The organism is Gillisella vitis (assembly GCF_021559775.1).
In the GTDB taxonomy this organism is placed as follows: Bacteria; Pseudomonadota; Alphaproteobacteria; order Rhizobiales; family Rhizobiaceae; genus Allorhizobium; species Allorhizobium ampelinum.
In genome coordinates this window covers 1,008,082-1,029,638 of sequence record NZ_CP056048.1, presented here as the reverse complement: position 1 = coordinate 1,029,638, position 21,557 = coordinate 1,008,082, and the positions used below count along the sequence as shown (strand labels likewise).

Sequence of the window (21,557 nt, the reverse complement as noted above, 5' to 3'; positions counted from 1 at the left end):
AGAAATTGATCGTTTCGGGCCGCGAGCTCAATGGACTTTTCAATCCAAAACTTGCACTATTTGACCATCAACGAAGGATGCTGCGACCATGGCTGCCATACCGACTTACAAGCTATATGGCGAAAAAACCGAGGTTTCCGATGAGTTTTTGCTGCATTGCGAAACACTTTTTTCCCGCAGCAGCCTCTATCGCTTCGAAATCGACCTCCACCGCCATGAGAACTTTCTGCAAATTCTGTACATTTCAGAGGGTCAGGGAGATGCAACACTGGACGGCAAGGTGATAGCCATTACCCCACCCGCCGCCATCGTCGTTCCACCGCTGTTTAGCCATGGATTCCGGTTTTCGCGTAGCATTAAGGGCATGATCATCACCGTTTTGCCAGCCGCCCTGCCGATTGCCGTTCGAACCAGCCTGAAACAAGCTTTGCCCCTGCCTCTCCATATGCCTTTGGAAGGCGAGCCTTGCGCAATCGAAATCGGCCTATTGATGGAGCGGATCGCCGACGAATATGCTGGCGCAAAGCCAGGCCGCAACGGATTGCTTGAGGCTTATCTTGCGACTGTCGTGCTTCTGCTGGCAAGGCAGGCCGCGCCGGACGCATCCCAAGACCTGATGACACTGACGGCCAATGACCGGCGGATGGAAAAGCTTGCTGCACTGATTGCTGCCAATTTTCGCAGCCACAAGACTGCTGCTTTCTATGCACGGGAAATGGGCCTTTCGCCCACCCATCTGAACAGGCTTGCCAAAGCGGGAACCGGCGCAACTCTGCAACAATTGATCGCTCGCAAGCAGTTGGAAATCGCCCAGCAGGAGTTGATCTTCAGTCAAACCAGTATTCAGGCTATCGCGCTCAACCACGGCTTTACCGATCCCGCCTATTTCACCCGTTTTTTCACCCGGGAAACCGGCCTCACACCGCGGGCCTGGCGCCTCGCGGAACGACAAAAACTCCAAAACCTGAGCGACCGCGCGCAGGCAGAGATCAGCGCAGCAACGGTTTTAGAATAGCTTGTGTCGCCAGCAGCGCTGGAAGATACCGCTGAGCCATTTCCGATGCAGGGATAAGAGCGGCTGGCGCGCCGATATTGATCGCCGCCGCCATCTGGCCGCGACTGTCATAAACCGGCACGGCAATAGAGCACAAGCCGATTTCCAGCTCCTGATCGATGATTGCATAGCCTTGGCGCCGCACATGGGCAATTTCGGCCATGAGGTCTTCCGGATCAGTTCGGGTGAAGGCCGTATTGGCCTTCAACACCGATGCCTCAAGCACGGACATGACCTCGGCATCGCTCACTCCGGCCAGCAAAACCCGCCCCATGGAGGCGGAATAGGCTGGCAAGCGGCTTCCCGGCATGAGGTTGATGGACATGACGCGCCGTTGTGACGCTCGGGCGATGTAGACGATCTCCGTCCCATCCAGAACGCTCGCCGACGCGCTTTGACCGACTTTCTCACTGAGCTGATCGAGATGCGGCTGTAGAATGGCAGGCAATGGGGTGGCGGAGAGCCAGGCGTGACCGAGCCGCAGGATCTTTGGTGTCAGAGAGAAGAATTTCCCATCATAATCGGCATAGCCCAGTTGGGAAAGCGTCAGCAGACATCTGCGGGCTGTTGCCCGGTCCAGGCCCGACAGCTTCGCTGCCTCCGCGATGGACAGGCGCGGTGCGGCCTCCTCGAAAGCCTCGATGATCTTCAGGCCTTTGGCAAACCCGCCCATGATATCCGTTTCGCGCATCATGCCCTCCTCGTTGATGTGCAGTTTGTGCGTTATTCGAACAAATGTCAATTATCGCACAAACCTGTTGCGAGGTCATCGGTCCGGTCCTATCTTCCATGTCGGAGGCGCGCCCGACTTTCCTCTGGCGCAATCGCAAACGGGAGAATCCCATGGATAAGACTATCGCCAGCACGGCAGACGCCGTTGCCGGTATACATGATGGTGCCGTCGTCATGATCGGCGGCTTTGGCGGCTCCGGCGCGCCTATCGAACTCATTCACGCCCTGATCGACAAGGGGCCGAAAAACCTGACGGTCATCAACAACAATGCCGGTAATGGCCGGATTGGCATCGCCGCAATGATCGATGCGGGCATGGTCAAGAAGATGATCTGCTCCTTTCCGCGCTCTTCCGATCCACGCGCCTTCACTGACCGCTATCTGGCCGGCGAAATCGAGCTGGAGCTGGTGCCACAAGGCACGCTCGCGGAGCGCATTCGCGCTGGCGGAGCTGGAATTCCGGCTTTCTATACGCCAACCGGTTACGGCACCGAACTTGCCGAAGGTAAGGTGATTGCCGAGTTCGATGGCCGCCATTACGTACAGGAACGCTGGCTGAAGGCGGATTTCGCCATTGTCAAAGCCCATCTCGGCGATTTGCATGGCAACCTGACCTACAGCAAGGCGGGCCGCAACTTCAACCCGCTGATGTGCATGGCTGCGACCAAAACCATCGTGCAGGTCTCCAAGATTGTTGCCCCTGGCGAGATCGATCCCGAAATTATCGTCACGCCCGGCATTTTCATCGATGGCGTCGTTGAAGTCGCCAATCCGCAACAGGAAGAAGCGCTGATCCGCGCCGGAGTGGCCTACGCATGACAATAGACACTCGCGAAGACATCAAGCTTTCCAACGCCCAGATCGCCTGGCGCGCCGCCCAAGACATTGCCGATGGTGCCTATGTCAATCTCGGCATCGGCTTTCCCGAAATGGTGGCGCAATACCAGCCGCCGGGCCGTCAGGCGATTTTCCACACGGAAAACGGCATCCTGAATTTCGGCGAAGCCCCGCCTGAAGGCGAGGAAGACTGGGACCTGATCAACGCAGGCAAAAAGGCGGTTACGCTGAAACCGGGCGCTGCGTTTTTCCACCATGCCGACAGCTTTGCCATGGTGCGCGGCGGCCATCTGGATGTCGCCATTCTCGGTGCCTATCAGGTCGCGCAAAATGGTGATCTCGCCAATTGGCGTGTCGGCTCCAAAGGCGTGCCTGCCGTGGGCGGTGCCATGGATCTGGTGCATGGCGCAAAACAGGTTTTCGTCATCACCGAACATGTCAGCAAGAAGGGTGAGTTCAAGCTTTTGGACAAATGCACCTTCCCGCTGACAGGCGTCGGCTGCATTACCCGTGTCTATACCAGCCACGCCGTGATCGATATCGCCAAGGGTCAGTTCGTGGTGCGTGAAATGCTCGCCGCCATGACGCTGGACGAATTGCAGGCAATGACTGGCGCAAAGCTGCATGTCGATGGGCCGATTGCCGATCTCACCGTACCCGCGCTTTGAGGAAATCCCGATGACCGAAGCTTTTATCTGCGATTATATCCGCACGCCCATCGGCCGATTTGGCGGCGCACTTTCCTCGGTTCGCGCCGATGACCTCGGCGCGGTGCCGCTCAAGGCCCTCCTTGCGAAACACACCAATCTGGACTGGGAAGCGGTCGATGACGTGATCTTCGGCTGCGCCAACCAGGCCGGTGAAGATAACCGCAATGTCGCGCGCATGTCGTTGCTGCTGGCAGGCCTACCGGTTTCAGTGACCGGCACGACCATCAACCGGCTTTGCGGCTCAGGCATGGATGCCGTGATCGCGGCGGCCCGCGCCGTTAAATCCGGCGAGTCGGAACTGATGATTGCCGGTGGCGTCGAAAGCATGAGCCGGGCGCCTTTCGTCATGCCAAAGGCAGAGACGGCCTTTTCCCGCAATGCCGAAATCTACGACACCACCATCGGCTGGCGTTTCGTCAATCCGCTGATGAAAAAGCAATATGGCGTCGATTCCATGCCGGAAACCGGCGAAAATGTTGCGGAAGATTACAAGATCTCCCGCCAAGACCAGGATGCGTTTGCCGTCAGAAGCCAGAACAAGGCATCGGCAGCGCAGGCCAATGGCCGCTTGGGCCAAGAAATCACCCCGGTAACCATTCCCCAGCGCAAGGGCGATCCGGTCATCGTGGACAAGGACGAGCACCCCCGTGCCACGACAATTGAAACGCTGGCAAAACTTGGCACGCCTTTCAAGAAGGAAGGCGGCACAGTCACCGCTGGCAATGCCTCCGGCGTCAACGATGGGGCAGCCGCTCTGATCATCGCCTCCGAGGCTGCTGCTCGCAAATACGGCCTGACCCCGATTGCCCGCATTCTGGGCGGTGCGACTGCCGGCGTACCGCCCCGGGTGATGGGCATTGGCCCTGCCCCCGCCAGCCAGAAGCTGCTGGACCGGCTCGGCCTCACTCAACAACAGTTGGATGTAATCGAGTTGAACGAGGCCTTTGCCTCTCAAGGACTGGCTACCTTGCGTCAACTCGGGATTGCCGATGACGATCCACGCGTCAACCGCAACGGCGGCGCTATCGCCCTTGGCCATCCGCTCGGCATGTCCGGCGCGCGGATTACCGGCACGGCGGCACTGGAATTGTCTCTAACGGGCGGACGCTACTCGCTGTCCACCATGTGCATTGGCGTCGGACAGGGCATCGCAGTGGCGCTGGAGCGGGTGTAATCCGGTATCTAACCGGCAAGACGACAGATGAAGGTGGAGGATGATTTCTCCACCTTTTTCGTCTTTAGCGTCGTTTGATCAGATGTTACGAATGCCTATCTGCGCGATGGTTGTTTGCATTTACACAACAGCACTTGACCTTGCTCGCATGGCTGGTAGTTAACATATGCTGCCGCATTGCCAGACATCGGTCTCTGCGGAGTGAACTTATGGTGCCGGGCCCCTCTGGCGAGAGTTTACGGCGCTCTCGTGATGTCGGTACCGCCAGCAATCATGGCCGGCGGATTATAACGCAATGACAATTTCATCCACGTGTTTTTCGCGTGATCGGTCCGGCATGGCCGGTGCTCGTTCACGCACCACCCCGCGTTTCCATCGTGTTTTGGAGGTGCGGGCATGAGCACGGCAACCCCTTCCAATTCCGTTCTCAGCTATTTCAAATGGGCCTTCATCGTCACTATCGCCGGTCTTGCTCTCGGTGCCTGGCTCGGCTGGAACATGACAGGCACGCTTGGCGGCATGGCCAGCGTGTTCTTCATCTGCACAGTGCTGGCCGTTCTGGAAATCTCGCTTTCGTTTGACAATGCTATTGTCAATGCGAACAAGCTGAAGGAAATGACCCCGGTTTGGCAGCAACGCTTTCTGACCTGGGGTATCCTGATCGCCGTGTTTGGTATGCGGATCATTTTTCCCTTGGCAATCGTCGCCATCGCGGCCCAGATTGGTCCGATCGAAGCGCTGAAACTGGCGGCCGCTGAACCGGCGGAATACGCCAGAATCATGAATGAAGCGCATCTGCCGATTGCGGCCTTTGGCGGCACATTCCTGATGATGGTTGGTCTCAACTACTTTTTCGATCAGGAAAAGGACGTCCACTGGATCGCCTTTATCGAAAAGCATATGGCGAGATATGCGAGCATCAAGGGTATCGAAGTGGCGTTCGTCCTGGTGCTGATCCTGCTGTTCTCGTCCTTCCTGGAGGGAGCGGAAGCGATTACCTTCCTTTACAGCGCCATCTATGGCCTGTTGACCTTCCTCGCCGTCGAATTGGTCGGCGGCCTGCTCGATGCGTCGCAGCAGACGATGAGCGCTGCGGCCAAAGGTGGCCTGGGCGCGTTCATCTATCTCGAAGTGCTCGACGCCAGCTTCTCCTTCGACGGTGTGATTGGCGCATTTGCCCTGACACAAAACCTGTTCGTGATTGCCATCGGCCTTGGCATCGGTGCCATGTATGTCCGCTCGATGACGATCATGCTGGTCGAAAAAGGCACGCTCGCGGAATACCGTTATCTGGAACACGGCGCTTTCTACGCAATCTTGATCCTCTCGGTGATCATGTATTGCCAGACGCTGGTGCATATTCCCGAAGTGATTACCGGCCTCGGCGGTGCGGCACTGATCGGCATCTCTCTCTGGTCTTCGATCCGTTATAACAAACGCGAACACCAGAACGGCTGAAAAGCCTGCGGCGGCACTTGACACCTTTAAGGCGCCGTGTGCCGCATGGACAACAGCCGTCTTGCCAAACAAAAAGCCCGCCAGTTTCTATAACTGGCGGGCTTATACATGCGGATATGAAAAAATTCAGTCAGCGCGCTTGATATTGCGGAAGCTCAGGGGATCGATACCCAGAAGACGCAGGTCGCGGTCACGCGGCTGGCGATGCCCATCTACAGCCGCGGCAGCGGCGGTTGCTGCGCCGAACACGGCGATGGCACGACCGATAAAGCCTTTACGGGGGAGGGAAGCCATTTTCGTTCTCTTTCCTTGTTAAATCTTACAGAGGAAAGATGGGCCTTCCATTAGCTTGTTTCAATGCACACAAACGCACTGTAGCCATGCAACCTGAACAGATCGAACAGATTTACCCCTCAGATTTTATGGGTATATCCAATGGCACAGCTTCTTTTACGTCTGGAACAGCCTGAACCCGTGTATTTCGAGAGAAATTTGCAGAGAATTTGCTCGAATGAAACAGAACAGCCCCCTGCGCCATAATGGCGCAGGGGGCTGTTGGCTGTTCATTTTCGCCCAGACTGATACTCAATCTTCGTTGGCAGCAAGCTGCGACAGAACCTGCCCACGCCCTCTGATTCTCATGATCAGCGGAATGAAGAAGGCCGCCGCGGCCACGAGGAAAAGGCCAACAGCAATCGGTGACATGAAGAGCACAGTGAAGTCGCCCTGCCCTATTGCCAGCGCCCGGCGCAATTGCTGTTCTGCCAGTGGTCCAAGAATGAGGCCGATAACGACAGGCGCAATCGGATAACCGAAGATGCGCATGACATAGCCGAGAATTCCGAACGCCAGCAGCATGCCAAGCTCAAACACCGACGGATTGGCGCCAATCGTCCCAAGCGTGGCAAACAGCAGGATGCCAGCGTAAAGCCAAGGCTTCGGAATGGTCAGCAGCTTTACCCAGAGACCAATCAACGGCAGGTTCAAAACCAGCAGCATGAAATTGGCAATCAGCAGGCTGGCAATCAGGCCCCAGACCAATTGTGGATTGGTGGCAAATAGCAAAGGACCAGGTTGAAGGCCGAACTGCTGGAAACCCGCCAGCATGATGGCAGCGGTTGCCGTGGTCGGCAGGCCAAGCGTCAGCAGCGGCACCAATGTTCCGGCAGCCGAAGCATTGTTGGCCGCTTCAGGACCAGCCACACCCTCGATGGCACCATTGCCAAATTCCTCAGGATATTTGGTCAGCTTTTTCTCAGTGGCGTAAGACAGGAAGGTGCCAATCTCAGCGCCGCCAGCTGGCATGGCCCCAATTGGAAACCCGATAGCCGTGCCGCGCAACCATGGTTTCCAAGACCGCGCCCAATCCTGCGCACTCATCCACACGGAGCCTTTGACCGCTTCGACCTTATCGGGGCCAAGATTACCCTGGGCGACGATGAACAGGGTCTCGCCAATGGCGAACATGGCAACCGCCAGCGTCGTGACTTCGACACCATCAAGCAGGTCTGGCACGCCGAAACTCATTCGGGTCTGGCCCGTCAATTGGTCGATGCCGACAATCGCCAGCGTGAAGCCAATGAAAAGCGAGGTCAAACCGCGCAATGCCGAGTCACCAAACGCAGAGGACACGGTTACGAAAGCCAGAACCATCAGCGCGAAATATTCGCGTGGGCCAAACACCAGTGCAAGCTTGACGATTGTCGTGGCAACAAGCGCCAAGGCAATCGTTGCCAAAAGCCCGGCCACAAAAGAGCCGATAGCAGCCGTTGCCAAAGCGGGGCCGCCGCGCCCGGCCCGGGCCATCTTGTTGCCCTCCAATGCCGTGACAATCGAAGCGCTTTCTCCCGGCGTGTTGAGTAGGATCGACGTGGTTGAGCCCCCATACATGCCGCCGTAATAAATACCGGCAAACATGATCAGTGAGCCAGCAGGATCGAGCTGATAGGTCACGGGCAGCAGCAGCGCCACGGTCAGGGCGGGTCCGATACCCGGCAACACGCCAACGGCGGTTCCAAGCGTCACCCCGATCAAGGCATAGAACAGGTTCATGGGTTGCATTGCAACGACAAGACCCTGCATCAGGAATTCAAATGTACTCATGAAGGTAAGTCCCTGTCGGGTATCAGAAAAACAGATTTTCCAGCGGCCCGGCGGGCAGCGACAATTGCAACAGGCCAGCAAAGACCAGCCAAACAGCAAGGCTAAGCGCTATGCCTATGGGTATCGAGAACCACAATTTACGTTTGCCGAAGGCCCTGGCCGTAGCAGCAAAAAGCAGGCCGGTCGCAATGGAGAATCCCGCAACATCGAGCAGAAGCATCTGCGCGGCAAGACCACCCACGACCCAGATCACCGGGGCGATTTCCTGCTTTTCGCGTTCAGGAAACTCACCGCGCCATGACTCAAACACGGTCCAGATCGCCAGTCCGATCAAACAGATCGCGATTGCATAGGGAACGGTGGCAGGCCCGACGGGCGAGTAGCCTGCCACAGCGCCAAGCCGGGCAGAGTCCCACAGGATGACACCGGCGATGGCAACGAGAAACACTGCGATTGCAAGCGCCGCCCAGTCCGGGCGGCGCTTCTCATTGGTCAAGAGGTTAGGACCGGTGCTCATTTCACCAGACCGATATCTTTGAGGATTGTCGAGGTCGCGGCGATGTCCTTGTCGAGCTGCGCATTGAAAGCATCGCCCGCCAGATAGGTATCCTGCCAGCCCTTGGTCTTCAGCAGGTCTTTCCAGCCTTCGGACTTGGCCAGTTTATCAATATCAGCCGAAACAGCCGCTTTCTGTTCGGCCGACAGCCCAGGAGCGGCAGCCACCATGCGCCAGTTTTCGACCACGACATCAAGACCGGATTCTTTCAATGTCGGCGCATCGATGCCAGCGATCCGCTCGGCGCTCGAAATAGCAATCAGCCGCAGCGTTCCCGATTTGACCTGGGATTCAAATTCGCCATAACCGGAAATACCGGCGGTCACCTGCGCACCGAGAATAGCCGCCAATGCCTCACCGCCGCCGGAATAAGCGATATAGTTGATCTTGGTCGGATCGACCCCAGCAGCCTTGGCGATCAGGCCAACTGCGATATGATCGACACCGCCGGCAGAACCACCTGCCCAGGAAACCTTGGCCGGATCTGCCTTCAGTGCAGCCACCAGATCCGCAGCATTCTTGATCGGCGAGGAAGCAGGAACCACGACCGCCTCATATTCGCCGGTCAGGCGGGCAATCGGCGTTACGTCCTTCAGCGTCACCGGCGCATTGTTGGTCAGGATTGCGCCCACCATGACATAACCGCCGATAATCAGCGCATTGGATTTGCCCTTTTGCTGGCTTGCGAATTGCGCAAGACCAATGGTGCCGCCAGCACCCGGCACATTTTGAACCTGCACCCGCTTTGAGATGCCTTCCTTCTGCATGACAGTCTGGAGGGAGCGGGCAGTCTGGTCCCAGCCGCCGCCAGGATTGGCAGGTGCGATAATGGTGTAATCGGCCGCTGCGACCGGCAGCGCCATGGCCCCGGCCAGGATGGTTGCGAGAATGAACTGCTTCAAAATAATGTCCTCCTTCGAGTGCGCCTCTATGCGCAATGTTCGTCGATGCCGAAGGAAGAGTGTGTCACGGGACCCTCCTGCAAGCCGCGGCAAGACACCGTGCTCGTCCATCCCTTGAGTATCCTCCCTCAAGCCGCAATCATCCGCCTCCACGGATAATCGAGACTTGGAACGCACCATACAAAGCTGTCATCGAGCTGACATTGCACTGCGTTTTATCAAGCGGCGGCGCACGCCCCACAATTCAATGGGTTATTGCAATCGCAAAACCTCGTTCCAGCGGGCGATGAGACGCATACGCTTGACCTGATCGAGATAGACCATCAATCCGGGACTGACGGGCACGGGCCGCAGCTGTGCGCCCAGCAAGGATTGCATGGTATTGGCAGTGTTTTCGCCGCCGACATCCGGACTGACCGCCGCAATATGCAGCTCACGCGCCATGATGCCCTGCCCTTCCTTCGACATGAAGAATTCCAGATAGCGCCGACCAAGTTCCGGCGATGCAGCCGCCTGTGGCACAAGTCCGATTCGTGACATCACCACGGTATAATCCTTGGGCAGCACGATGCCGACATCGGGATGGCGTGAAGCCCAATCCGCAGCGTAGGACCCCAGAATGTTATAGCCAAGCACGAATCGCCCATCGGCGACCCGCTCCAAAATAGCCGAGCTGTTGGAGTAGAGCTTGACGCCCGCCGTCCCCATGCTGCGGATCACCGACCATATGTCCCCAAACTGCTCCTGGTCGCGGGCCATGAACAGAAAGCCGACCCCTGAACGCTCTATATCGTAGGTGCCGATCCGGCCATAGACCGCATTTCCCTGGCTTTTCAGGTAGTCCACGAATTCCGCTCGTGTCGAGGGCGGCTTCTGATTGGCGAAACTCGGCTTGTGATAGACGAAAACAGCAGGCTCAAATGTCAGGGCATAGGCGGTATTTCGCCAGTTTGCCCAGGCGGGCCAGCTTGCGCTCATCGGCAAATCACTGCGCTGGGCATAACCATCGTTACTGAGCTTGACTTGCAGGTCCATGGCCGATGAAAAAGCAAAATCTGCCGTTGTCTTGCCCGCGTCGGTTTCCTGCACGATCCGATCATAGATTTCACCGGTCAGCATATCCTCATAGCGCACCGCGACATCAGGATTTTTCGCCTGAAACCCGGCAATGATCTGCTCTGCCATCGGCTCGTCGAGCGAAGAATACACGAGCAGGACGGGAGCTTTTGCATCACCCGACAAGGCAGGAAACAATACGGGCTCGGCAGCGGCTGGAAATGCAATACCCAGCAGGATCGAAAAAAACATGATAAAACGCATGAACGGATCATGCCGCAGCCAAGCTGGCTTCACAAGCACCATAGACGGCACCATGGCATAAATGCTTCAAAAGACATCGAAGTGGAATGCGAAGTGTCATTTTCAGGAATTCATCGTATTCCAGACCAAATATAAAATGTTAGAGCAATGACTCAGGAGACATTCCCCAGTGCGGATCTTGCTCGTCGAAGACAATAAGGCTCTGGCCGATGGCCTGTCCGCCATTTTGCGCGGAACCGGATATGCGGTCGATACCGTCAGCGACGGCGCGTCTGCTGACGCCGCGATTGCGACGGAAAACTTCGATCTTGTCATCCTGGATCTGAACCTACCGGAAATGGACGGCATAGAGGTGCTGCGCTGCGTACGCGCCCGCCATGACAAGGTGGCAATCCTGATCCTGACGGCGCGCGGCACACCGGAAGACAAGGTCAAAGGCCTGGATCTCGGCGCTGACGACTACATGATCAAGCCTTTCGATATTGGCGAATTCGAAGCGCGTGTGCGCATGTTGTTGCGTCGGCAGGCCGGACTGCGGTCTTCGATGGTCAGCTACGGAGCGGTTTCGCTCGACCTGAATTCGCGCAGCTTTTCGGCAGCAGGCGTCCCCCTCGACATTCCCGCCCGGGAACTGGGACTGCTGGAAGTGCTTTTCATGCGGGCGGGCAAAGTCGTGGCGAAGGAAGCTATCATTCAGTCGCTGGCGGCCTTTGACGACGATCTCAGCGCCAATGCCATAGAACAATATGCCAGCCGGTTGCGCAAACGGCTTGCGCCTCACGGCCTCACCGTGCGCACTGCGCGCGGCATCGGTTACTACCTCGAAAAAACCCTGACCGAGACGGCATGACCGGGGTCGCCTACTCCCTTCGTCGGCGTTTGCTGGGCTGGCTGCTGCTTTCAACAGCAATCATCGGTGCCGTCGCCCTGATCGATACCTATTACGAGGCCGTCAAAACTGCCGATACAGTCTCCGACCGGGTTCTGGCCGGGTCCGCATTGGCGATTGCCGAACGGGTCATCGTCTCGGAAAATGGCGAATTGGCGGTCGATATCCCCTATGTCGCGCTGGAAATGCTGACATCAGGAGCGCAGGACCGGGTATTCTACCGCGTCGACGGCCCTGGTGGCCGCTTCATCACCGGTTACCAGAACTTACCGACAGTTTCCGATTTCAAGGGGCAATCGGCTGTGTATATGGACGCAGCTTTCCGCAACGAGCCGATCCGCATCGCGGCCCTGCAACGGTCTGCCTCGACCGGTATCGATTCGCTGCCCTTCGTGGTGACCGTGGCTGAGACGACGATTGCGCGCAATCAGCTCACCCAAGCCATTTTGTTGCGCTCGGCCTTGCGGTTGTTGCTGATGATTGCCGGTGCTGGCGCGATTGTCTGGGTCGCCGTCACCTATTCACTACGCCCGCTTTACCGGCTGGGAGAAGCCATTGCCGAGCGCAGTCCGAACGATCTGCATCCCATTGAGCAATCCGTTCCAAGCGAAGTCGAAAACCTCGTTGAAACCGTCAATTCCTTCATGGTGCGGCTGCAATCGGCGCTGGATGCGCTTCGCCATTTCACCGGCAATGCCAGCCATCAATTGCGCACGCCGCTGGCGATCATCCGCACGCAGTTGGCGCTGTCTGCCCGCGCCACAAGTCTTGGTGATGCGCAATCGGCAGCGCGCAAGGGCGATGAGGCACTCGCCCACGCTGAACACATTCTGGCGCAACTGCTGTTGATGGCGCGTGTCGACGCCGCCAGTTCCAACGAGCCACAAATATCGCCCCGGATCGATCTTGTCCAACTGTCTCAATCGATCACCGCTGATCACGTGCCACGCGCCGCCGATGCCGGTATCGATCTCGGGTTCGAGGGGCAGGATGGCCCTGCTTTCGTGCTGGCTGAACCCTTACTGATTGGCGAATTGCTCAGCAATCTGATCGCCAATGCCCTTGCCTATGCAGGGAATGGCGCGGAAGTCACCGTGCGCATCCGCCACGACATGCGAAACGTTTCCCTGATCGTCGAAGACAATGGTCCGGGTATTGCTCCCGAACGACGCAGCATCGTGCGCCAACGGTTCTCCCGGGGGGAACACAACCCCTCCCCGGGTTTGGGCCTTGGCCTGCCGATCGTTGAGGAAATCGCCAATCTCTTCAATGCCAAACTCACGCTTCAAGACACATCCGAGGGGCGCGGCCTGACAGTATCGGTCACATTTCCCAATGCCGCAAAAGTAGCGCAGGCATAAGCCTTCCAAGGTCTTTCAGGAGCATCAAAGCACCCTGTCCGCCCTCGACTGCTTGCGGGTCTCTGCCAGTTTACTCGCTGTCCAGATGCAATCTGCAATCAGTCTTGGTGTCAGTTTAACCGGGACAGAGTGAATGACGCTGGCTGGAGCCATGGCGATCTCACCGACTTTCAGCAGGTCTTCCGCTGTGACCGTCTCCAGCCCGAGATCGCCAAGCATTGTCGGCAATTTCAGGTCCTGGCAGAAGTCGATGGCCTCGTTGATCTCATCCAACGGACGGTTTTCCAGCACCAGCAGGCCGATAATGCCGAAAGCAACCTTTTCGCCGTGGAAGAAATGATGGGTCGGCTCCAGCACGGTCAACGCATCATGGATGCCGTGGGCGCCGGAGACACCGCAATTTTCAAAGCCAAGACCGCTCAAAAGCGTATTGGCCTCGATGATATTTTCAACCGCCGGTGTCAGCTTGCAATCGATGGCGGCAGCGTAAGCGGCACGGCCATCGCGCATCAGCACCTCATGGCAACGGCGCGCAATGGCTGCCCCCGCCGCCGTGGTTCCATAGCCATCGCCGATATAATTGTTTGAATGGCTTTCGAAATTGGAGCGCGCCTCATACCAGGTCGATAGTGCATCGCCCATGCCGGAAACCAGAAACCGGGCGGGCGCCTTGATAATCAAGGCACTATCGACCAGAACCACATCCGGATTACGGCCACATCGCACCACTCGGTCGTAAACTCCGTCCTCGCTATAGATCACGCCAAGCGCACTGGTTGGGGAATCGGTCGAGGCGATTGTCGGAACTGTTACCGTGCGCGCACCAATATGAAGCGCAGAAATCTTGGCCGTATCGAGCGCCTTGCCGCCGCCGATGCCAATCACAACGCCAGCACCAGCAGTTTTGCCAAGGCTGACGGCGCGCTCGACCTCTTTATCCGTCGATTCGCCTGAGAATTTCAGGAAATGGCCCTTCACTCCATGAGCCGCCAGGTTTTTCTCCACGTCGGGCCGCAAAGTATCCCAGAAAAACGCATCAATGACGATCAGTGCCGAGTTTGACAGCGGCGCGATATAAAGCCCGATTTCATTGATGACACCCGGTCCCTGAACATATCGCAGCGGTCCGCCATAGCCTCTTGAAGTCATGGTTTTATCCTTTTTCTAAAAATGCAATGATCAACGCAGCGTCAAGCCGCCATCTATGGTGATGATTTCGCCTGTAGTGAAGGAACTGGCGTCGCTAGCCAGATAGACGACCGAACCGGCCAGTTCCTCGACGGAACCGATTCTGTTCTGCACGGCACCTTTTGCCCAGTAATCCCTGACCACATCGGGATGCTCCCGCAGCACGTCGTCGGTCAGCTCGGTGCGGATATAGCCCGGGGCAATCGCGTTGACGCGGATATTGTGTTCAGCCCATTCCGTTGCCAGCGCCTTGGTCAGCATATGGACGCCAGCCTTGGAGACGTTATAGGCGGCGTGACGAAAGGGCCAGTTGACGATCCGCCCCGACATTGAGCCAATATTGATGATCGAGCCGCTTTTCTGCACGATCATTTGCCGTCCAACATGTTTGGAGACAAGGAAAACGCCATCCAGATTGACCGCCATGGTCTGGCGCCACTGGTCGAGGCTGCAATCCTCTGCTGGCGCAGGCAGCACAATACCAGCGTTATTAATGAGAATGTCGATACGCCCGAAGCGATCAATCACCGACTGGGTCATGCGCTCGACATCTGCCTCCTGTGCGACATCGGCTTGCAGGGCAAAACTGTCGCGCCCTTGCGCGCTCAAGCTGGCGGCCAGTTCTTCGGCACGATCCAGCGTTGAGCGCACGACAATGGCGACATCTGCGCCATGGGCCGCGAGCGCCTCGGCCAGCGCCTTGCCAATGCCCCGCGAACCACCGGTCACAATGGCCTTGCGTCCGGTCAGATCGAACATATGGCGGTAATCGGATGCTGTGTTTGACATGTAGGCTCCTCCCTATCTGTCTTGTTTTTTGCCGATCAGGCCACGGTTGGTGAAGCCTGTGGCGTAACGGCGGGTTCACCCCATTGGGCCAGAATATGTTCGGCGGTGCGCTGCGCCTGCGCGACAATGGTCAGCGACGGATTGACGGCGGTGGAGGAGGGCAGGAAGGACGCATCGACGACATAGAGATTATCGACGTCCCAAACCCTGCAATGCGTGTCCAGAACCGAGGTTTCCGGTGCCGTTCCAAAGCGCGCGGTGCCGCATTGATGCATGGACACCTTGATATCCATCTTGTTGGTGATGATCAGCGGATAGCCCAACGCGCGCATATGCCGTGACCAGACCTTCACCAATTCATTGTGCGATTTGAGATTGTTGGCCGTATAGCTCAAACGGATGCGGCCATCCGTATCCACGGTGACGCGGTTTTCAGGATCGGGCAGGTCTTCCGACATCAACCACCAGTCAACGCTGCGATCCGCGAAGATCGACATCAACCATTCCGGTGTCCAGGCCGCCCCAGCGGTCAGCATGCCGCCCTGCAATTTGCCGAGCCCCTGGATATTGCCAAGCGGATAAGGTTTTTCGGCATTGGCGAGGTAGTAATCATTGATCGCCATGGATTTCTGGAAGATGACCCGGTTCTTCTTGAAGGGCGAAATCGCCATCAACGCCGTATTGTTATGCGCCATGTAATTGCGGCCGAGCTGGTCGGACATGCTGTTGCCGATGCCGCGTTTATGGGCCTGATTGGCTGATCGCAGCAGAAGGGCTGCCGAATTGATCGCGCCTGCACTGGAGACGAACAGATCGGCTTCGATCAGCTTTTTCTCACCCGCATGGGTCAGTTCAACGCCCGTCACCATCTTGCCAGTCGGATCGGTCAGCAAGCGATGCACGAAAGCTTCTGTGACAAGCTCGATTTTACCTTTGCCACGGGCGAGCGCTGGATTGACGAGACGGACTTCCGCATCCCCCTTGGCGCCCAGCTTGCAGGCAAAACCATCACAGGTCCGACATCGGATACAGCTGCCGCCTTGGTGGTAATCGATAGCAATCGGCAGCGGAAAGGGATGAAGCCCTCTTTCCTTCAGTTTCTTTTCAAAGAAGGCAATTTCCGGTTCATGGCCGATAGCCGGATGCGGCATGGGGCCGGAGCGTGGCGGCTCGGTCGGGTCGATGCCCGCCGTTCCATGCGTCCCCATCAACCGTTCGGCCACAGCATAATAGGGTTCGAACTCGTCGTAGGAAACCGGCCAGGCCGGAGCAATGCCGCCTTCATGCGGCAAATCCTCGAAATCCTCCCGGCGAAAGCGCAGGGTCGCCGCACCGAAGAATTTGCTGTTGCCGCCGACATAATAAAACGTGCTGGGCCTGAAGGACTGACCATCCTTGTCGCGCCATTCTTCCGTCGTTGCATATTTTTTCTGGTGAAAAACCGCATCGACGCTCCAGTTGTCGTCTTCGCGTGGCAGCCGTGGGCCACGTTCGATCATCAGGATATTGCGGCCCGACTCTGCTAACCGGTTCGCCAGCGCGCCGCCGCCGACACCTGATCCAATAATGATTACGTCGTAAAATCGCTTCAACTCACTCATGTCTCTCTCCCGTGCCTGCTCTTGCTTGCACCTGCGTCTGAATGAATGCCTTTCTCCTCCGAAAGGCGCTTTTCTACCAAGGCTTGAAGATGCTCCAATGCTCGTTGGTGTTACATGATCGCGCCGACCTGCCAGGGGACGAATTCGTTGTCGCCGTAATTGTAGATCTCGCTCACTGTGCGCTCGCCCGAGGCTGTGGCGATCACGGCCTCGAAAATCCGTTGCCCGACCGCCTCCACCGTCTCCTCGCCGGTGACGATGGTTCCGCAATTGAGGTCCATGTCCTCCTGCATCCGCTCATACATCGGGGTGTTGGTGGCAAGCTTCAGCGACGGCGCCGGTTTGAAGCCAGACACCGAACCGCGCCCGGTGGTGAAACAGATGACATTGCAGCCGCCCGCCACCTGACCGGTCACGGCAATCGGGTCATAGCCAGGCGTATCCATAAAGACGAAGCCGGGTTCCATGATGCGCTCGGCATATTCATAGACGGCGTTGAGCCTGGTCGTGCCGCCTTTGGCCACCGCGCCGAGCGACTTCTCCAGAATTGTGGTCAGCCCACCGGCCTTATTGCCATGAGATGGATTGTTGTTCAGCTCGGCCCTGCCGCGCGCCGCATAATCACGCCACCATTCGATGCGCTCCAGCAGCTTTTGTGCCACATCAGGGCTTTTTGCCCGCCGGGTCAACAGATGTTCGGCACCGTAGATTTCCGGTGTCTCGGCCAGACAGGCGGTTCCACCATGGCGGACCAGGAGATCGGCGGCATAACCAAGCGCCGGATTGGCGGAAATGCCGGAATACCCATCCGATCCGCCGCATTCGAGTGCCAATTTCAGCTTCGACACCGGTTGCGGCGTCCGCTTCAAGGCATTGACGGCAGGCAGCATGGAATCGATGGCCGCAATTGCGGCTTCGATGGATTTGCGGGTGCCGCCGGTCGCCTGGATGGTCAGCGTGTGAAATCTATCGCTCTCGGTGAGGCCATGAGCGGCAAGCAAGGCCGGAATCTGGTTGGTTTCGCAGCCAAGGCCGATCATCACCACGCCGCCGACATTGGCATGGGTGGCATAACCGGCCAATGTGCGGGTGAGATAGAGATACCCCTCGGTCGCGGTATTGATGGCACAGCCGCCTGCATGGGTGAGCGCAATAACCCCATCGACATTGGCGAAATCATCGAGCCTGCCCGGTTGTGCATAATGCTGCGCCACGGCCTTGGCCACGGTGGCGGAACAGTTCACGGAAGAGACGATGGCGATGTAATTGCGCGTACCAGCCTCGCCATTCTCTCGCTGATACCCCATAAACGTCGCGGGTTGTGGCACAAAAACAGGCTCCTGGGCATCCACGCAAAACTCGTGGGCCAGCTCCACATCCCCCATCGCCATATTGTGCGTATGAACATGGTCGCCAACCGCAATGGGCTGCGTGGCAAAGCCGATGATCTGGCCGTATTTGATGATGGCCTGCCCCGGCTGAAGGGCCGTGACGGCAACCTTGTGTCCCTGGGTGATCCGGGCCGAAAGCCGCACATCGCCAAGCTCTGGAAGCGTCACCGGCTCCAGCGTCAGCCGGGCAACGGCAACATTGTCGCGCATATTGAGCCTAAGCAGCGGCGAAGAAACCGAAGTCACTGTCATGGGCCTTCCTTTCTGTCAAAGAGCGCGCCCTGGTCCTCATGCATTTTGGCCATGACGGCGAAGGATGAATCGAGGTGGATGCGCATGGCCAACTCGGCCTGATCAGCGTTGCGGCTGGCCAGTGCCCGCACGATCGTGTCGTGCTGCTCGGTCACCACGGCCAGATGGCCCGGCACAGGTGCGCTGAGCTGGCGCATACGGTCGAGATGAACCTTGGCAAGCGTGATAAACTTCCAGATACGCGGATAGCCGCTGATCGTGGCAATGGCACTGTGAAAGGCATCGTCACAATCCAGGTATTTGTCCAGCTGGTCGCTATCGAGGATGGCCTGCATCTGCGTGATGATCGACTTCAGCTGCGCAACGTCGCGATCTGTTACATTGGCCACAGCCTTTCTAACACTTTCGATTTCCAACGCACGGCGAATGACAAACCCCTCTTCCGCGACGGTGAAGGAAATACGGCTGACATAGGTGCCGGAATGAGGAAATACGTCCACCAGACCCTCATCCGCCAGCCGCTGCAAGGCCTCTCTAACCGGAGTACGCGACACACCAAACTCGGCGCAGAGGTCCTTTTCGGAGATAATCGCGCCCGGTTGCATCTCTAGATGGACGATGGCTTGCCGCAACAACCAATATATCTGTTCGGCCTTTGGAATTGTCTTCATTTTTTCCGTACGCATATCAATCTCGTTATTATCAGGGCTTTTAGCACGAGAAGAGAAGTTTTCGAAAGCCTGTTGACAGGCGAATAATCATCTGACTTAGATAACTCATATATTGGTTGACGGTGCAAGTGAATTTTTCAGCCCGCAGCCAGGAGGACTAAACCGAGCTGGCGAGGAGGCCGGCAGGCGCTTTCAAAATTTGGGAATGACAATTCTGGCCGACACTGTTTGCGCGTTGCGTGATGCAATGGCGACGGGAGATCTGTGTCTCACCTCGGCTGACAAACAATGGATACAAGCGGATCATGGCGACAATCAATTATTTGACGCGGATTGAATTCAACGAGGGCGCAATTTCCACATTGCCTGCGTTGCTGGCTGAACTCGGCGTGAAAAAGCCGCTGATTGCAACCGACAAAGGACTGGTTTCGACTGGTCTGGTTGCGAAAGTCCTCGGCCTGTTTGATGAAACACCCGCGGTGTTTGACGGCACTCCGGCCAATCCGACGGAAGAGGCTGTTACCCAAGCTTATGACCTCTATAAAAGCGCCGGGTGCGACGGCATTGTCGGGCTCGGCGGCGGGTCATCGCTGGATCTGGCAAAAGCCGTCCGGCTTTTGACTGGCCACGCCGCACCACTGGCGCAATATACGGCGGTAGAAGGCGGCGCCTCGAAAATCCATGGGCGCATATGTCCGATGATCGCCGTACCGACCACCTCAGGCACTGGCTCGGAAGTCGGGCGCGCTGCCGTCATCATCACGCGGGAAGGCCGCAAGCTTGGTATATTGAGCGGCCACATGCTGCCCTCCATTGCGCTCTGCGATCCGGAACTGACCTATGGCCTGCCGCCCTTCCTGACGGCGGCAACCGGCATGGATGCTCTTTCCCATTGCCTGGAAACCTATATGGGACCCTCCGTCAATCCGCCTGCCGACGCCATTGCCCTCGACGGATTGAAGCGGGGCTTTCCGGCCATTCGCAAGGTGTTTGCCAATGGAGGCGACCGGCAGGCGCGCTGGGACATGATGATGACTGCGCTCGAAGGGGCCATGGCCTTTCAGAAAGGTCTCGGTGCTGTCCATGCCCTGACCCATCCGCTGGGCGCGATCCGCGAGCTTAATCTGCACCATGGCACGCTGAATGCGGTGCTGATGCCCGCCGTGTTGCGCTTCAACCGCTCGGTCATCGGCGCGAAATGGGAGGCGATGGCCGACATCATGGGCGGTGCGCCGGATGAGGTCACCGCAGCGCTGAACCAGGATATCGGCATGCCCTCTGGCCTGAAAGCCATGGGTGTGACGGACGCGATGATGGAAAAAATCGCCGGAGAAGCCCTGAAAGACCATTGCCATGCCACCAATCCCCGGCTCGCCAGCCGTGAGGATTACCTGGCGTTGCTCCAGGAATCGGCCTGAAAACCGAGGGAAACGACAACAATCGAGTGGGAGGAGAACACAATGTCTGACTTTGAGGAAACCAGGGATCGCGGCCGGTTTATGGGCGATCTGAAACTGAGCCGTCGTGGCGTGTTGAGCGCCGGTGCGGCACTCACCGTGGCCGCCGCCCTGAGCAGGCCACGGCTAGCCGGTGCAGAAGACCTGAAATTCTGCGCCTCGCTGGGCTGGACCGTCTGGGAATCCGGTCGCCATATCGTCAATGGCTATAAGGATGCCGTCTCGCGTCTGGGCGGAACCTTGACTATCGCCGATGCCAATTACGACATCAAGAAACAGGCCGATCAAATCGCCTCCTTCGTGGCGTCCAAGCCAGCGGCCATCTTCATAACACCAGCCGATGCCGCCGCGATCTCGCCTGCCGTACAGGCTGCGGTTGCCTCCGGCATTCCGATTTTCTGTGGTGACAGCTATGTGCCAAACACCACCGTAACCTCCACCGCCATGTCCAATAACTTCGGCCTTGGGGCCGCTGGGGCAGAATATATTGCCAAACGGCTGAACGGCAAGGGACAGGTCGCCCTGGTCAGCCTGCCTTCCAACGAATCCTGGGACCAGCGCACCTTGGGCGCAAAATCGGTGTTCGTCCGCTTTCCGGATATCAAGGTCGTCTCGGAAATCGCCTTTGCATTGGGCGGCACGACGACGCCCCGTCAGGTGGTGGACAATATCCTGACGGCCAATCCTGAGTTAAACGCCATCTGGTGTGCCTGGGATGGCGCAGCCTCCGAAGGCACGCTCGCCATTCGCGCCGCAGGCCGCAAAGTGTTCATTACCGGCATCGATGGTGGCCGCCAGTCGTTTGAATATATCAAGGCCGGATCGCCTTTTGCCATGACCATGGCGCAGAGTTTCTACGAAATGGCCTATATGAACGCCTTTTATGCCCACGAGGTCGTCGCAGGCCGCAAGGCACCGCGCTTCGTCATCACGCCGTCCTATGCGGTGACAGAAGACAGTCTGAAGCCCCTCAAGGACATTCCCGACAATTACGACCAGCCGGGTGAAGCCATCAAGCTTGGCTGGGCGCGCGCGCTTTGATCTGTCACTCCGGCAGGCCCACCAGGCCTGCCGGCTCCATCAATACAGCCGGAAAGGCGTAGGTGCAGGAT

The 21,557-nt window shown here is 57.7% G+C and carries 20 protein-coding genes; 9 read left to right on the top strand and 11 right to left on the bottom strand.

The genetic code is table 11. The annotated features are described in order from the left end of the window. Nucleotides 1–88 precede the first annotated feature (88 nt). Complete coding sequence (locus AVCG78_RS21565) at nucleotides 89–1,015, top strand: helix-turn-helix domain-containing protein (RefSeq protein ID WP_071207114.1); 927 nt, start codon at nucleotides 89–91, stop codon at nucleotides 1,013–1,015. On the opposite strand, the gene AVCG78_RS21560 is transcribed toward AVCG78_RS21565, so the two are convergent. Next, nucleotides 990–1,745 (bottom strand): IclR family transcriptional regulator, encoded by a 756-nt coding sequence (locus tag AVCG78_RS21560; RefSeq protein ID WP_071584528.1) that lies wholly within the window; start codon nucleotides 1,743–1,745, stop codon nucleotides 990–992. The two genes, AVCG78_RS21565 and AVCG78_RS21560, sit on opposite strands and share 26 nt — an antisense overlap. Nucleotides 1,746–1,897: 152 nt before the next feature. Here AVCG78_RS21560 and AVCG78_RS21555 point away from each other — a divergent pair, with 152 nt between their 5' ends. The 4 genes from AVCG78_RS21555 (at nucleotide 1,898) to AVCG78_RS21540 (ending at nucleotide 5,965) form a co-directional block, all read left to right on the top strand. Next, nucleotides 1,898–2,605 carry a 3-oxoacid CoA-transferase subunit A gene (locus AVCG78_RS21555; RefSeq protein ID WP_012654364.1) on the top strand — a complete coding sequence of 236 codons (708 nt, stop codon included), beginning with the start codon at nucleotides 1,898–1,900 and terminating at the stop codon, nucleotides 2,603–2,605. After that, nucleotides 2,602–3,291, top strand: coding sequence for a CoA transferase subunit B (locus tag AVCG78_RS21550; protein ID WP_071207118.1), 690 nt, complete (start codon nucleotides 2,602–2,604; stop codon nucleotides 3,289–3,291). Before AVCG78_RS21555 ends, AVCG78_RS21550 begins: the two co-directional genes overlap by 4 nt. Nucleotides 3,292–3,301: 10 nt before the next feature. Then, on the top strand, nucleotides 3,302–4,507 hold the full coding sequence (pcaF, locus tag AVCG78_RS21545) for a 3-oxoadipyl-CoA thiolase (RefSeq protein ID WP_071207120.1): 1,206 nt from the start codon (nucleotides 3,302–3,304) through the stop codon (nucleotides 4,505–4,507). A gap of 396 nt (nucleotides 4,508–4,903) precedes the next feature. Then, entirely contained in the window at nucleotides 4,904–5,965 is a 1,062-nt protein-coding gene (locus AVCG78_RS21540; protein ID WP_060716105.1) for a DUF475 domain-containing protein, read from the top strand. A 126-nt stretch (nucleotides 5,966–6,091) separates the two neighbouring features. On the opposite strand, the gene AVCG78_RS21535 is transcribed toward AVCG78_RS21540, so the two are convergent. From AVCG78_RS21535 to AVCG78_RS21515, 5 genes are all read right to left on the bottom strand, one after another. After that, a complete protein-coding gene (locus AVCG78_RS21535) occupies nucleotides 6,092–6,259 on the bottom strand; it encodes a hypothetical protein (RefSeq protein WP_087729627.1) in 168 nt (55 codons plus the stop codon). 291 nt (nucleotides 6,260–6,550) lie between these two features. Then, nucleotides 6,551–8,068, bottom strand: coding sequence for a tripartite tricarboxylate transporter permease (locus AVCG78_RS21530; RefSeq protein WP_071207123.1), 1,518 nt, complete (start codon nucleotides 8,066–8,068; stop codon nucleotides 6,551–6,553). Between the two features lie 22 nt (nucleotides 8,069–8,090). Continuing rightward, nucleotides 8,091–8,585, bottom strand: coding sequence for a tripartite tricarboxylate transporter TctB family protein (locus AVCG78_RS21525; protein WP_071207125.1), 495 nt, complete (start codon nucleotides 8,583–8,585; stop codon nucleotides 8,091–8,093). Further along, a complete protein-coding gene (locus tag AVCG78_RS21520; RefSeq protein WP_071207127.1) occupies nucleotides 8,582–9,526 on the bottom strand; it encodes a Bug family tripartite tricarboxylate transporter substrate binding protein in 945 nt (314 codons plus the stop codon). Before AVCG78_RS21520 ends, AVCG78_RS21525 begins: the two co-directional genes overlap by 4 nt. A 252-nt stretch (nucleotides 9,527–9,778) precedes the next feature. Next, nucleotides 9,779–10,846 (bottom strand): ABC transporter substrate-binding protein, encoded by a 1,068-nt coding sequence (locus tag AVCG78_RS21515; RefSeq protein ID WP_071207320.1) that lies wholly within the window; start codon nucleotides 10,844–10,846, stop codon nucleotides 9,779–9,781. Nucleotides 10,847–11,015: 169 nt separating this feature from the next. Between AVCG78_RS21515 and AVCG78_RS21510 the strand changes: the two genes are divergently transcribed. After that, a complete protein-coding gene (locus AVCG78_RS21510) occupies nucleotides 11,016–11,696 on the top strand; it encodes a response regulator (protein WP_012654355.1) in 681 nt (226 codons plus the stop codon). Next, entirely contained in the window at nucleotides 11,693–13,096 is a 1,404-nt protein-coding gene (locus tag AVCG78_RS21505) for a sensor histidine kinase (protein ID WP_156582588.1), read from the top strand. Before AVCG78_RS21510 ends, AVCG78_RS21505 begins: the two co-directional genes overlap by 4 nt. A gap of 24 nt (nucleotides 13,097–13,120) precedes the next feature. On the opposite strand, the gene AVCG78_RS21500 is transcribed toward AVCG78_RS21505, so the two are convergent. The 5 genes from AVCG78_RS21500 to AVCG78_RS21480 form a co-directional block, all read right to left on the bottom strand. Beyond that, nucleotides 13,121–14,245 (bottom strand): glycerol dehydrogenase, encoded by a 1,125-nt coding sequence (locus tag AVCG78_RS21500; protein ID WP_071207131.1) that lies wholly within the window; start codon nucleotides 14,243–14,245, stop codon nucleotides 13,121–13,123. A gap of 30 nt (nucleotides 14,246–14,275) precedes the next feature. Further along, nucleotides 14,276–15,073 (bottom strand): SDR family NAD(P)-dependent oxidoreductase, encoded by a 798-nt coding sequence (locus AVCG78_RS21495; RefSeq protein ID WP_081355291.1) that lies wholly within the window; start codon nucleotides 15,071–15,073, stop codon nucleotides 14,276–14,278. 35 nt (nucleotides 15,074–15,108) lie between these two features. After that, nucleotides 15,109–16,674: a GMC family oxidoreductase gene (locus tag AVCG78_RS21490; RefSeq protein WP_071207133.1), complete on the bottom strand. Its 1,566-nt coding sequence runs from the start codon at nucleotides 16,672–16,674 to the stop codon at nucleotides 15,109–15,111. 110 nt (nucleotides 16,675–16,784) lie between these two features. Continuing rightward, nucleotides 16,785–18,317, bottom strand: coding sequence for a UxaA family hydrolase (locus AVCG78_RS21485; protein ID WP_071207135.1), 1,533 nt, complete (start codon nucleotides 18,315–18,317; stop codon nucleotides 16,785–16,787). Continuing rightward, nucleotides 18,314–19,003, bottom strand: a complete 690-nt coding sequence (locus tag AVCG78_RS21480) for a GntR family transcriptional regulator (RefSeq protein WP_071207137.1) — start codon at nucleotides 19,001–19,003, stop codon at nucleotides 18,314–18,316. Before AVCG78_RS21480 ends, AVCG78_RS21485 begins: the two co-directional genes overlap by 4 nt. Before the next feature lie 290 nt (nucleotides 19,004–19,293). Between AVCG78_RS21480 and AVCG78_RS21475 the strand changes: the two genes are divergently transcribed. Next, on the top strand, nucleotides 19,294–20,406 hold the full coding sequence (locus tag AVCG78_RS21475; protein WP_071207139.1) for an iron-containing alcohol dehydrogenase: 1,113 nt from the start codon (nucleotides 19,294–19,296) through the stop codon (nucleotides 20,404–20,406). A gap of 42 nt (nucleotides 20,407–20,448) precedes the next feature. Beyond that, nucleotides 20,449–21,486: a sugar ABC transporter substrate-binding protein gene (locus tag AVCG78_RS21470; RefSeq protein ID WP_071207140.1), complete on the top strand. Its 1,038-nt coding sequence runs from the start codon at nucleotides 20,449–20,451 to the stop codon at nucleotides 21,484–21,486. Nucleotides 21,487–21,557 lie beyond the last annotated feature (71 nt).

Coding starts and splice junctions, on each gene's coding strand:
- AVCG78_RS21565 (WP_071207114.1), top strand. CDS start 89: ATGGCTGCCATACCGACTTACAAGCTATATGGCGAAAAAACCGAGGTT.
- AVCG78_RS21560 (WP_071584528.1), bottom strand. CDS start 1,745: ATGCGCGAAACGGATATCATGGGCGGGTTTGCCAAAGGCCTGAAGATC.
- AVCG78_RS21555 (WP_012654364.1), top strand. CDS start 1,898: ATGGATAAGACTATCGCCAGCACGGCAGACGCCGTTGCCGGTATACAT.
- AVCG78_RS21550 (WP_071207118.1), top strand. CDS start 2,602: ATGACAATAGACACTCGCGAAGACATCAAGCTTTCCAACGCCCAGATC.
- pcaF (WP_071207120.1), top strand. CDS start 3,302: ATGACCGAAGCTTTTATCTGCGATTATATCCGCACGCCCATCGGCCGA.
- AVCG78_RS21540 (WP_060716105.1), top strand. CDS start 4,904: ATGAGCACGGCAACCCCTTCCAATTCCGTTCTCAGCTATTTCAAATGG.
- AVCG78_RS21535 (WP_087729627.1), bottom strand. CDS start 6,259: ATGGCTTCCCTCCCCCGTAAAGGCTTTATCGGTCGTGCCATCGCCGTG.
- AVCG78_RS21530 (WP_071207123.1), bottom strand. CDS start 8,068: ATGAGTACATTTGAATTCCTGATGCAGGGTCTTGTCGTTGCAATGCAA.
- AVCG78_RS21525 (WP_071207125.1), bottom strand. CDS start 8,585: ATGAGCACCGGTCCTAACCTCTTGACCAATGAGAAGCGCCGCCCGGAC.
- AVCG78_RS21515 (WP_071207320.1), bottom strand. CDS start 10,846: ATGCGTTTTATCATGTTTTTTTCGATCCTGCTGGGTATTGCATTTCCA.
- AVCG78_RS21505 (WP_156582588.1), top strand. CDS start 11,693: ATGACCGGGGTCGCCTACTCCCTTCGTCGGCGTTTGCTGGGCTGGCTG.
- AVCG78_RS21500 (WP_071207131.1), bottom strand. CDS start 14,245: ATGACTTCAAGAGGCTATGGCGGACCGCTGCGATATGTTCAGGGACCG.
- AVCG78_RS21495 (WP_081355291.1), bottom strand. CDS start 15,073: ATGTCAAACACAGCATCCGATTACCGCCATATGTTCGATCTGACCGGA.
- AVCG78_RS21490 (WP_071207133.1), bottom strand. CDS start 16,674: ATGAGTGAGTTGAAGCGATTTTACGACGTAATCATTATTGGATCAGGT.
- AVCG78_RS21485 (WP_071207135.1), bottom strand. CDS start 18,317: ATGACAGTGACTTCGGTTTCTTCGCCGCTGCTTAGGCTCAATATGCGC.
- AVCG78_RS21480 (WP_071207137.1), bottom strand. CDS start 19,003: ATGCGTACGGAAAAAATGAAGACAATTCCAAAGGCCGAACAGATATAT.
- AVCG78_RS21475 (WP_071207139.1), top strand. CDS start 19,294: ATGGCGACAATCAATTATTTGACGCGGATTGAATTCAACGAGGGCGCA.
- AVCG78_RS21470 (WP_071207140.1), top strand. CDS start 20,449: ATGTCTGACTTTGAGGAAACCAGGGATCGCGGCCGGTTTATGGGCGAT.